The organism is Acinetobacter sp. YH12236 (assembly GCF_013417645.1).
In the GTDB taxonomy this organism is placed as follows: Bacteria; Pseudomonadota; Gammaproteobacteria; order Pseudomonadales; family Moraxellaceae; genus Acinetobacter.
Genome location: NZ_VPDM01000006.1, coordinates 16,084 through 27,722 on the forward strand (window position 1 = coordinate 16,084; position 11,639 = coordinate 27,722).

The 11,639-nt window shown below is 46.4% G+C and carries 9 protein-coding genes; 5 read left to right on the top strand and 4 right to left on the bottom strand.

The genetic code is table 11. The features are described 5' to 3' along the window. Window positions 1-12: 12 nt before the first annotated feature. The 4 genes from ilvD to FTV14_RS04615 all read left to right on the top strand — a co-directional run bounded on the left by ilvD (window position 13) and on the right by FTV14_RS04615 (window position 4,334). The gene (gene ilvD, locus FTV14_RS04600; RefSeq protein ID WP_180053435.1) at window positions 13-1,698 is read left to right on the top strand and encodes a dihydroxy-acid dehydratase; all 1,686 of its coding nucleotides are present in this window, start codon (window positions 13-15) and stop codon (window positions 1,696-1,698) included. A 152-nt stretch (window positions 1,699-1,850) separates the two neighbouring features. Beyond that, window positions 1,851-3,131: a hypothetical protein gene (locus FTV14_RS04605; protein ID WP_180053436.1), complete on the top strand. Its 1,281-nt coding sequence runs from the start codon at window positions 1,851-1,853 to the stop codon at window positions 3,129-3,131. Between the two features lie 21 nt (window positions 3,132-3,152). Beyond that, entirely contained in the window at window positions 3,153-3,440 is a 288-nt protein-coding gene (locus tag FTV14_RS04610) for a chorismate mutase (protein ID WP_004780403.1), read from the top strand. 156 nt (window positions 3,441-3,596) lie between these two features. Next, entirely contained in the window at window positions 3,597-4,334 is a 738-nt protein-coding gene (locus FTV14_RS04615) for a sulfite exporter TauE/SafE family protein (RefSeq protein ID WP_179992900.1), read from the top strand. On the opposite strand, the gene FTV14_RS04620 is transcribed toward FTV14_RS04615, so the two are convergent. From FTV14_RS04620 to FTV14_RS04635, 4 genes are all read right to left on the bottom strand, one after another. Then, window positions 4,331-5,236, bottom strand: a complete 906-nt coding sequence (locus FTV14_RS04620; RefSeq protein WP_180053486.1) for a LysR family transcriptional regulator — start codon at window positions 5,234-5,236, stop codon at window positions 4,331-4,333. The two genes, FTV14_RS04615 and FTV14_RS04620, sit on opposite strands and share 4 nt — an antisense overlap. Window positions 5,237-5,333: 97 nt before the next feature. Continuing rightward, window positions 5,334-6,629 (bottom strand): solute carrier family 23 protein, encoded by a 1,296-nt coding sequence (locus FTV14_RS04625; RefSeq protein WP_180053437.1) that lies wholly within the window; start codon window positions 6,627-6,629, stop codon window positions 5,334-5,336. A gap of 298 nt (window positions 6,630-6,927) precedes the next feature. Continuing rightward, a complete protein-coding gene (gene ppc / locus FTV14_RS04630) occupies window positions 6,928-9,612 on the bottom strand; it encodes a phosphoenolpyruvate carboxylase (protein ID WP_180053438.1) in 2,685 nt (894 codons plus the stop codon). A gap of 150 nt (window positions 9,613-9,762) precedes the next feature. Beyond that, the gene (locus FTV14_RS04635) at window positions 9,763-10,386 is read right to left on the bottom strand and encodes a TetR/AcrR family transcriptional regulator (RefSeq protein ID WP_180012127.1); all 624 of its coding nucleotides are present in this window, start codon (window positions 10,384-10,386) and stop codon (window positions 9,763-9,765) included. Between the two features lie 148 nt (window positions 10,387-10,534). Here FTV14_RS04635 and FTV14_RS04640 point away from each other — a divergent pair, with 148 nt between their 5' ends. Further along, window positions 10,535-11,638, top strand: a complete 1,104-nt coding sequence (locus tag FTV14_RS04640) for an efflux RND transporter periplasmic adaptor subunit (RefSeq protein WP_180047705.1) — start codon at window positions 10,535-10,537, stop codon at window positions 11,636-11,638. Window position 11,639 lies beyond the last annotated feature (1 nt).

The window sequence follows — 11,639 nt, forward strand, 5'->3', positions numbered from 1 at the left end:
AGGACGAATAAAATGAGTAAAGACAATATCCGAGAACATTCTGCTCCCGTCTATGAAGGCATCGAAAATGCACCGGCCCGTTCCATGATGCGTGCCACCGGTTTTCGGGATGAAGACTTTACTCGTCCGTTTATCGGGATCGCGTCGACCTGGGCCAATGTGACCCCTTGTAATATGCATATTGATGGCCTGGCACGTACAGTCGAGCAGGGCGTGAATGCTGCCGGTGGTAAGGGGATTATCTTCAATACCATCACTATTTCCGACGGGATCTCCAACGGAACTGAAGGGATGAAATACTCCTTGCTGTCGCGTGAAATTATTGCCGATTCGATTGAAGCGGTGGTCGGTTGTCAGGCCTATGATGGCGTGATTGCCATTGGCGGTTGTGACAAAAACATGCCGGGCTGCATCATGGGCTTGGCACGTTTAAACCGTCCAGGTCTGTTTATTTATGGTGGCACTATCAAGCCGGGTGAAGGGCATACCGACATGATTTCGGTATTTGAAGCGGTGGGTCAGCATGCCAAAGGCGAAATTAATGCGATTCAGGTGAAACATATTGAAGAAGTGTCTTTGCCAGGGCCGGGTTCTTGTGGGGGGATGTATACCGCCAATTCTATGGCCTCTGCGATTGAAGCGCTCGGCATGAGCCTGCCAGGCTCATCCGCACAGGAAGCGGTGTCTGAAGACAAGCAGATTGACTGCGCCCGTGCTGGTGAAGCAGTGATGAATCTACTGCGTCTGGATATCAAGCCACGTGACATCATGACCAAAGCGGCTTTTGAAAATTCAATTAAAGTATTGATTGCATTGGGTGGATCAACCAATGGAGTGCTGCATCTGTTAGCCATGGCGCATACAGCGGGTGTTGAGCTGAGCCTAGATGACTTTGTACGAATTGGTAAAGAAATTCCTGTCGTGGCTGATGTGCGTCCATCCGGTAAATACCTGATGTCAGAACTGATTGCTATTGGTGGAATCCAGCCATTGATGAAACGCATGCTGGATGCTGGCATGCTAGATGGTTCCTGTCTGACTGTGACCGGAAAAACACTGGCAGAAAACCTGGCAGATGTAGAAGATTATCCTGAAGACCAGCAGATTATTTTGCCATTCGACCAACCGGTGAAAAAAGACTCGCATCTGATCATTATGAAAGGCAACCTGTCACCAAATGGCGCAGTCGCCAAAATTACCGGTAAGGAAGGTCTATATTTCAAAGGACCGGCCCGCGTGTTTGAAGGCGAACAGGGTGCGATGCGCGGGATTCTGGATGGCGAAGTTCAGCCAGGTGAGGTAGTCGTGATTCGCGGTGTAGGTCCTAAAGGTGGACCGGGCATGCCGGAAATGCTGAAACCGACTTCTGCTATTATTGGTAAAGGTCTGGGGGATTCAGTTGCACTGATTACTGATGGCCGTTTCTCAGGCGGAAGTCATGGTTTTGTGATTGGTCATGTCACACCGGAAGCCTATGAGGGTGGCCCGATTGGCCTGGTGCAAAATGGCGATGAAATTTCCATTAATGCGGAAACCCGTGAAATGACCTGGCATATTTCGGATGAAGAGCTTGCTGCACGTCAGGCGGCCTGGGTGAAACCGAAACCGAATTACACTCACGGGGCACTGGCGAAATTCGCCAAACTGACCTCTGGGGCGGAGACCGGGGCCGTGACTGACCTAAATCTTGAAATCTAAAGTCCTAGAAAACATTGAACATTTGTTGCTGACTTGATATAAGTTTTGCACAAGACTTATATCAGGTCATAAACATCCTCATAATAGGATGTTGAATAAAACGATCCTGCTGGCAAGGGCTGGCATGACAAAATCTTTTCGAGGCACCTCTCATGTCCCTGCTACGCCGTTGGTTTGATCCAATCCGATCGAGTTGGTTTTACCAGAAACCAGTTCGTCAAACGGTGTTATCTATTGAAGATGGCTTGAGCATCCATTTAAGAATGGATGATGTTTATAGTTATCTGGCGGTACAACAGTTACCGCAACTGGAAGAAATTCTCAGTCCGGAACTGAAGCCACTCAAAGTCATCATTTCAGATCAGCGGGCTGAGCCGCCTAATCAGATGTCTTTTGATGAATGGCAGCACTATTGCCTGAATGATGCCAAAATTTTATCTAAACAGCATCGTTTCAGCTTTCATGAGACCCCAGAATTACCGACAGCTGAAGCCTTAAAGCAGGCAGAAACCATCCTGAGAAATACGCCACTACGCGGACAGGATTTTCTGTATTTGCTGGAAGATGTCTTTCATATGCTCTGGCAAAAACAGAACGGAAAATTACGCACTTTATATGCGATGGCCAGCCGTCATCATTCGCCGCAGAATTTTCCGGAACGAATTTTTGAGCATAGTCCGATTCTGGCCAGTTATTTCCAGTTTGGCGGACGCCAGTATCAGGCGGTAGATGATCTGTTACGTCTGACCCGTCGCCTGAAACAGCAGAGATTACTGACCGGCAACCCGATTTTCCTGATCAATCATATTGAATGGCGCGAGCATCTGATCAGTGATGCCGAAGAGCTGAATGAAATCCAGTCCATGGATCCTGAATTGGATTTGTATATCGCTCTGGAAGATCCGATTTCCTGGTTGTTACTGGCTTATATCAAGGAAGAGCTGGCTGATTTTTATAATATCCAGTTGAATGTCTATCCGCTGTCTTATCAGGGACGGGACTGGTTTGACTGGAGTCTGGCGACGCGCTTATCCAAGCGGACTGAAGTCAAATTTACCCCATTCTGCCGGCCAACCGAGCAGGCTGTAATGCCGATGGCGCAATTGTTTTATAGCTGTCCGGAAGAGCAACGGATTGAAGCCATGTATCAGATTCTGGAAGCGGTCTGGACTCGTGGTTATGATCTGTCTTATGCAGCGCATTTCAAGCGTATGCAGCAGGAACTGAATATTACTGAACTGACCCAGGAAGATGTTCTGGCCAAGTTGCAGGAAAATGACACCTTATGTGAAATGAAGTCCCAGCCGAATTTACCGGTGCTGGAACTGCGTATTGATGGGCAAAGTTATACATTTAATAGCTTATATCGTGTCTGGATGATTGAAAGTATTTTCAGTAATGTGTTAGAAGAAAAGTATAAGAGTGATAACTAAACTGAAAGTGACTGAATAAACATGGAAAAAATCAAAGCTGAATCATTACAACATGCACGTCAACAGATCGATGCCATTGATACAGCTTTAGTTGAGCTGATCGCTGCGCGTCAATTTTATGTTGATCAAACCACCCGTTTTAAAAAAACTGAAACTGATCTGCAATCACCGGAGCGTATGGAGCAGATTGTGGAAAATGTCAAAGCCTTGGCACAACAGCAGGGCGTGGATCAGGCCTTCATTGAGCATTTGTACCGGGAAATGTTCCAGTATTTCATTCAGCGTGAACTGAAAGAGTTCCGTCCTTAAACGACTTTTAAATCCGATTTTTGCTGATGAATCTGATGAGTTTCAGCACATCCATCTGAAGCCTCAATATTTACTTGAGGCTTCCTTCTTAAAACCCTGATTTTACTCTATTCGTGATTTCTATAGCATGGGCTTAAATCAATTTAGGGTCATCAGATGACTGCTTTTGTTATTGTTATTTTTGCTTTGGCTGGTCTGATTAAAGGCACCATTGGATTAGGTTTGCCTGCGGTGTCCATGGGTTTGCTGACCATATTTATGAGTCCATTTCAGGCAGCAACTTTACTGATAGTACCTTCGATGCTGACCAATTTCTGGCAACTTTTTGCCGAAGGTCATGTACTGAAGCTGATTCGCCGTTTCTGGCTGTTGCTAGCAGGCATTATCGTGGGTTCAGTCTGGAGTATTTTCCCGACTTTAGGTCATTCTGAATTTCATAGTGAAGCTTTATTGGGCGGGATGCTTGCTCTATATGGCCTATATGGTTTACTGGCGAAACGGATGCCAGATTTAAGCCAGCATGAAAAGTGGCTTTCTCCGATTATGGGATATCTCGGGGGGGCCTTGACCGTGGCAACCGGGGTAGTGGTAATTCCAGTGGTGCCTTATTTGCAAACCCTGCATTTAAAACGTGATGATCTGGTTCAGGCCTTAGGGTTGGTATTTACCACCTCGACGGTGTGTTTGGCAATTTTCCTGCACCAAAACCCGGTAGAAGATATGCCGATTGATTATGCCATGTCGGCGATTGCACTGATTCCAGCTTTGATCGGGATGTGGTTTGGCAAAAAAATCCGTTCCCGTATCCCTGAACAGAAATTCCGGACAGTATTTTTTATCGGCCTGATCACCTTAGGCAGCTATATGATGCTGCATCAATTCGGCTGGATTTAATTCAGGATTTTTTGTACATCCGCAGAAATGAGGAACTGGCTAAAGTGCTGATAGGCGGTGCTCAGTTCATCAAAGTTCTTTGCAGCTAACAATAACTTGCGGTTGGCCCAATCTCCCGTCAGTTGGATTTGATGAAATGCATAGAGCTTCGACAAACGTTGTGCAGCACGTTTTGGCATGATCGCGATACCTACACCATTGGCCACAACTTGGGCAATGGCGGCAAAATTTGGTAAGCGTAAACGGTATTGAATCTCACAGTTCAGCAAGCGAGCCTGGGTTTCAATCGACTGCTGCAAAGAGTGATATTGCATCAGACCAACAAAGGGATAACTCAGACAGTCTGCTAATGTTAATGCCTGATTCGTTGCCAGATCATGTTGTTCAGGGCAGATCAGTACCAGAGGATCATCTGAAAACTCCAGAGTCTGTAATTGAGGGGCAGAAAAAAAACTGGAAATAAGTCCTAGCTTGGCAGTACCACTCACTAAAGCCGCAATGATGTCCTTGCTCTCTGCTTCTTTGAGGTCGATCTGGATATTTGGGTTATTCACCAGATACTGGGGCAATAATAGGGGAAGGTACTCACTTTGTGCTGAAGAGTTACACCATAAGCTGATATTGGAATGGAGTCCTTCACTAAAACCGGCCATGGCTTGAGACAACTGTTGTCCCTGTTGCAACAGGGCTTGGGCATGCTCAGCAAAGACCTGACCTGCAAAAGTCATTTTCACCCCGCCAGAATGGCGGCTGAACAGACTGACCTGATATTGCTGTTCCAGCTTTTTAATCCGCTCACTGGCTGCCTGTAAGGAAATGGCAGAGCGTTCAGCACCTTTGGTCAGACTACCTGTGTCAACTATGTTGAGAAAAAGACGTAAATCAAAAAAATCCAGACGCATCGGCAGGATGCTCATATAAAAGATCAGGCCTATTTAAACAATTCTTGCGATATAAAAAAAGCAGCCTGGAGGCTGCTTGAAAATTTAAGTCTTCACATTATTTTTTATCGACCAGGCTAAAGAACCAGTTCAGGAATAGCGCAGCAAAGGTCGCTGTACCAATTCCGCCTAGGTTAAAGTTACCGAAGGTCAGGGCAAAGTCACCCGTACCCAGAATAATCGTTACTGCTGCCACCATCAGGTTTTTATTCTGTGAAAAGTCTACTTTATTTTCGATCCAGATTTTTGCACCGGCAATAGTAATCAAACCAAAGACCACAATAGAGGCGCCGGTTAAAATCGCCGTTGGAATGGTATGAATAATTGCACCAAACTTCGGTGATAAACCGAGGAATACTGCAAACACACCCGCAACAGCAAAGATAATCGTTGAATAGACACGGGTAACTGCCATCACACCAATATTTTCACCATAGGTAGTCATACCCGGTGCGCCCACACCACCTGCCAAGGTAGTTGCAATACCGTCCGCCACAAAGGCTTTACCGATATGCGGATCCAGATTCTCACCGGTCATGGCACCCACGGCTTTAATATGTCCCAGGTTTTCTGCAATCAGAATCAGGGCAATAGGCGCAATGATCAGCATGGCATTGCTATCAAATACTGGCGCATGGAAGCTTGGAACACCAAACCAGCCAGCTTGCTGAATTGGTGCAAAATCAATTGCAGTACCATAGCCCATTACATTACTTAAAATGTAGTAAATGAAGTAAGCCAGCAATAAACCGATCAAGAGCAATAAACGCTGTACCAGACCTTTGGTAAACACCGCAATGGACCCCATACACAGTACGGTCACCAGTGACATCCACATATTAAAGGTATTGCCCATGACGTTTTTCACGGTCACAGGGGCCAGGTTCAGACCAATAATCATCACCACCGCACCGGTCACGACAGGCGGCATCAATTTTTCAATCCAGCGGGTTCCCGTTGCCATGACCAGAACACCCATCAAGGCATAAAGCACACCACAGGCAATAATCCCGCCAGCGGCGATACCAATATTTGGATTCAGTCCGCCAGCACCTGCATAACCGGTTGCCGCAATCACTACCCCAATGAACGCAAAGCTTGAACCCAGATAACTTGGTACACGACCACCCGTGATCAGGAAGAACAGGATGGTACAGATCCCCGACATTAAAATGGCCAGATTGGGATCAAAACCCATTAGAAATGGCGCCAGTACCGTCGCACCGAACATGGCAAAGGCATGTTGTACCCCCAAGATCAGGGTCTGGGCAGGCGGTAAATACTCTGCGGTACCTACTGGTCGTGCATCGATACTACCCTCATAAGGGCGCCACTTGGGAAACCAATTGGACATAAAATGAGCACTCAAAAGATAAATTGTGCACATCATACTCTTGTTTTTTAGAAGATTTAATCACTGAAACAAAATTTTTGTTCAAATTAATTCTATGACTTTATTTGAGATTTTACCGTGCGGTAAAAGTTTTTTAAATCAAAACTAAAGTTAAATCAGTGGATTAATTCCCGGACAATTCATATTCAACATCTATAAGTAATTTTAATTTGATATATAAATAAAGCTTTTTTTGGCTATTGACTGATCAATAAAAAAGCACATCGTGTAGATGTGCTTTAAATGGAAGAGAAAAAAATCAACCGGTATTTCGTAAACCGGCGGCAATGCCGGCAATACTGACCATCAAGGCATGATCGACCGGAGTGTGTTCAGCCTGCTGCTGTTCCAGATATAACCGACGACGTTTCATCAATTCGGCTTGCAGTAAATGGAGCGGCAACAGATAAGGTTTACGCACGGTCATGGACTGGTCCAAGACGCCATTACTGCTCAGCAGTTTTGATTCACCTTTTAAAGTGAGTAGGGTCTGGATGGCATCCTGCAAGCGTTGACGCAGTTCCGTGCCGAGCTCTTTCAGGTCTTCATCCTGAGTCAGATGTGATTCGTAATAGAGCGCAACATTACTATCTGCTTTGGAGAGTACCATTTCCAGCATATCAATCAGGGTCTGGAAATAAGGCCATTCAGTCAGCATTTCATCCAGAATTGTACGTTGCCCTTGATCCAGTACCTCATTTAATGCGGCACCGGTACCCAGCCAAGCCGGTAACATCAAACGGATCTGGGTCCAGGCAAAGACCCAGGGAATAGCACGCAAGGATTCAATCCCGCCGCTAACCTTACGTTTGGCAGGACGTGAACCCAGTGGCAACATTTGTAATTCCAGTTCTGGGGTCACGGTACGCAGGTATTTCACGAAATGCGGATTTTCACGTACTGTCTGACGATAGACCTGTACCGACAGATCGGTCATCTTATGCATCAGATCACGCCATTCCGGTTTCGGTTCGGGTGGCGGTAATAAAGTCGCTTCCAGAGTCGCTGCAGTATAAATTTCCAGATTTTGTAGCGCGATTTCTTCCAGACCAAATTTAAAGCGAATCATCTCACCTTGTTCAGTCACCCGAATGGCCCCTGAAATCGAACCCGGCGGTTGCGAGAACAAGGCTTGTTGGGTGGGTGCACCGCCGCGGCTGATCGAGCCGCCACGACCATGGAACAGGGTCAGCTGTATACCATGCTGTTTAGCAACTGCGGTCAGTTCTTCCTGCGCACGGTACTGTGCCCAGTTGGCTGACATAAAGCCGGCATCTTTGGCCGAATCCGAATAACCAATCATGACCTCGTGCTTGCCCTGAATATGCTGCTTGTACCAGTGCATATTAAAGAGTGTCGACATGGTGTCAGCAGCGCCGTCGAGATCTTTTAAGGTTTCAAATAAAGGTACTACCCGTAAAGGCTGTTTAATCCCGGCTTCTTTTTGCAGCAGCAAGACGGCCAGCACATCACTTGGATATTCGGCCATGGAAATAATATAGGCGCCTAGAGACTCACTTGGCTGTTCGGCCAACGTGCGCATAGTAGTAAAGACTTCCTGCACATCAGGATGTTCAATCAGGCTACCCGCTGGTTCATTCAGGTGTTTTGGCAGCAGGGGACGTTTGCTTTGCAGTTCCTGCAACAGGAAGTTTTGACGGGCCTGTTCAGTCCAGGTTTCAAAATTACCCAGACCCAGATATTCAGTAATGGCTGAAATGGCCTGACGATGACGACCAGATTCCTGACGAATATCCAGTTTGAGGAGTTCAATTCCGAAACAGTTCACCCGGTAAATCAAATCCAGCAGACTGCTATTGGCAAGTTCTGCCAGATTGCACGCCATCAATGAGCGATAACAGGTCAGTAACGGTTTTAATAACTCATCTTTACTTTTAATCACCCGACTATCATCCGCATCTTTGCCATGCAGTTTTTCAGCCAGCCAAGCACGGGTAATTTTTAGACGTTCACGTATATCGCGTAAATATTCACGGTACGGTTCAGGATGTTGGTGGCCTAACGCCTGTGTAATTTCATCACTGCATTGCTGAATAGAAAGTTCCCAGCGCAGGTTTTCAATATCACGCAAATACAGGTCGGCTGCTTTCCAGCGCGACAACCACAATACTTCCTGGGTCACATTATGCGTCACATTCGGATTGCCATCCCGGTCGCCACCCATCCAGGAAGCGAAACGTACCGGAGCAACATCTAGCGGCAAAGTCTGGCCACATTGTTCCTCAACCATGCCGTTCAGTTCACGGATGAATTTGGGTACAGCATTCCAGAGGGTTTGTTCAATTGTCGTAAAGCCCCATTTGGCTTCATCCACCGGGGTTGGACGATGCTGACGGATTTCATCAGTTTGCCAGGCAGAACTGATGAGCTGTTTTAAGTCAGCCAAAACTGCCTGACGTTCACGCGGGGTTAGCTTCTGCTGGTCGAATTTGGACAGGGCATTATTGATGCCATCATATTTCTGGATCAGGGTGCGTCGGCTGACTTCTGTTGGATGTGCGGTCAGCACCAGTTCAATCTTTAATTCACAGATTTGCTGATATAAGGTTTCTGCAGAAATCTCCTGCTGTTTAAATTTTTCAAATAAAGGAACCAGAGGATTTGGAGATTCTGTGCTTTCCTCAAATTCGCTTTGACGGCGACGACGTACCACATGGTACTGTTCGGCAATATTGGCAAAGTTTAAGAAATGGGTGAAGGCACGGGTTAATGGCAGGATTTCATGATCTTCTAAAGTCAGGAATAATTGTTCCAGCTGTTTTTCTGCTTCAACCTGTCCATCGCGAGCACCTTTCGATAAGGCCCGAATTTGCTCGACCTGATTAAACAAATCTTGCCCCGCATGTAACTTCAGGGTTTCTCCCAGCAAATTACCCAGTAAACGTACGTCTTCGCGTAGAGGTGCATCAATCTGTTGAACCATTTTTTATATCCCTCCGATTCTTCCTTTGACTATACCCCGACTGCATGACAATCCAAGTCTTTTGCAGACAAAAGTTGAATATCATTTGTTGCTAATTGGATGAATTTTAGTCCTTACGCTGTTGCAAGGATCAGGCCAGATAGAAGAAATTTAACGGGAAATTGCATATTTCAGCATAAAGATCTCGATGGCCTGCTGAATGATCTGATGGCGTTGCTGCATGTCAGGTAACGGGCTTAAATCCAGTAAGACTTTGTGATGTCGCATACCTAACAGTAAGGACACCATCAGTTCGGTCTGATGCTGCGGATCATCAGTCTGGATAAATTGATGTTGCTGCGCCTGCTCAAAGAAATCATGCCAGGCCTGATTCAGCTTGATATGTGAGGCTGTATAAAAACGTTCCGCCAACGGATTTTTTTCATAGGCCAGTTGCATGATGAGCAGGTCCAGTTTGAGAGCTTCCGGCAGATTGGCAATATTGAATGAGCGCAGACAGATCTGATACAGCTCCTGCTGAAAATCACTATCAGGCTGCAGAACTTTAGGAGATTCTTGCAGAATTGCCTCACAGGTTTCTTCAACCGCACAGCTAAACAGCGTGGCCTTATCCTGAAAATGATTATAGACAGTGAGTTTGGTCACCCCGGCTTCCAGCGCAATCTGGTTCATGCTGGAACCATGATAACCATGCTGTAAAAACAGCTGTTTCGCTGCGTTCAGAATACGCTGGCGTTTTTCCAGATCCTTGGGCCGTCCAACCGGTATTTGCACAATTTCATCCAAAAAAATTCAATATGGTCATTGTTTTAACTGCAGAATCCTAATTAGTGTACCGGGTGGTATATTAATTAAAAAATAAGCAATTTATATATCTACCTATTTTGCCCTAAAAATGATGATTAGATAAGAGCGAACAATAATGATCACGATACAGAGCGCACTGGCTGGCATGATCGTCCTATGCAGTATGGCTTTCTCAGGATGTAGCAAGGACAGCGCTGCAGCAGAACAGGAAGTTCCATTTGTCATGGTGACCACACCGAAAACTTCACATCAGGAATTGAAAAGCTATGCCGGTGATGTCCAGGCACGTCAGCAAACAGCACTGGCGTTCCGGGTAGGCGGGCAGGTCACCCAGCGCTTTGTCGATGTGGGCGATCAGGTAAAAGTGGGGCAGATCTTGGCGACCCTAGATGTGAAAGATGCTCAACTTCAATTAAATGCAGCACGTGCCCAGCTGGAAAGTGCCCAATCGGCCAGTAAAATTGCTCAGGATGAATTACAGCGTTTCAAGCAGCTGTTACCCACCAATGCCGTGAGCCGTTCACAATATGATGCGATTGAAAATCAATACAAGGCAGCCGCGTCAAATCTGAAACAGGCCCAGTCTAATTATGATACGGCCAAAAACCAGACCGCTTATAACCAGCTCATTGCCAATAAAAATGGAGTGATTACTGCACGTAATATCGAAATTGGTCAGGTCGTTGCAGCAGGGCAGGCCGCCTTTGAACTGGCGATAGCCGGTGAGCGTGAAGTCGTGATTGGGGTTCCTGAACAAGCGATTTCCGAAATTAAAACTGGTCAGCCGGCCTGGGTCACGTTATGGTCCAAACCGAATGAAAAATTCGCCGCCTTTGTTCGTGAGATTTCACCTGCAGCAGATCAATCGCGTACCTTCCGGGTGAAAGTGGCTTTACGCGAAGGGAACAGCCAGATTCAGCTTGGTCAGAGTGCCCGGGTATTCTTCCAGAACAGTCAGGACAATATCCTTAGCGTTCCTTTATCCAGCGTTTCAGCGACCGATCAGCAGGCCTATGTAATGGTAGTCAAGCCGGATCATACCATCCGCAAAGTGCCGGTTCAGCTGGGTGCTTATGGCCGTGATTCTGTACCAGTTCTCAGTGGGTTAAAGGCTGATGATTATGTGGTGATTGGTGGGGTGCATCTGCTGCGTGACCAGCAAAAAATAAATCCGATTGACCGTGAAAACCGTAGTGTGAAAATTCAGGCAGGGAGTTAAA

Bases quoted from the DNA above. Each gene is read 5' to 3' on its own strand.
- FTV14_RS04625 (WP_180053437.1), bottom strand. From the start codon at position 6,629: ATGTCCAATTGGTTTCCCAAGTGGCGCCCTTATGAGGGTAGTATCGAT.
- FTV14_RS04640 (WP_180047705.1), top strand. From the start codon at position 10,535: ATGATCACGATACAGAGCGCACTGGCTGGCATGATCGTCCTATGCAGT.
- FTV14_RS04605 (WP_180053436.1), top strand. From the start codon at position 1,851: ATGTCCCTGCTACGCCGTTGGTTTGATCCAATCCGATCGAGTTGGTTT.
- ppc (WP_180053438.1), bottom strand. From the start codon at position 9,612: ATGGTTCAACAGATTGATGCACCTCTACGCGAAGACGTACGTTTACTG.
- FTV14_RS04620 (WP_180053486.1), bottom strand. From the start codon at position 5,236: ATGCGTCTGGATTTTTTTGATTTACGTCTTTTTCTCAACATAGTTGAC.
- FTV14_RS04610 (WP_004780403.1), top strand. From the start codon at position 3,153: ATGGAAAAAATCAAAGCTGAATCATTACAACATGCACGTCAACAGATC.
- ilvD (WP_180053435.1), top strand. From the start codon at position 13: ATGAGTAAAGACAATATCCGAGAACATTCTGCTCCCGTCTATGAAGGC.
- FTV14_RS04615 (WP_179992900.1), top strand. From the start codon at position 3,597: ATGACTGCTTTTGTTATTGTTATTTTTGCTTTGGCTGGTCTGATTAAA.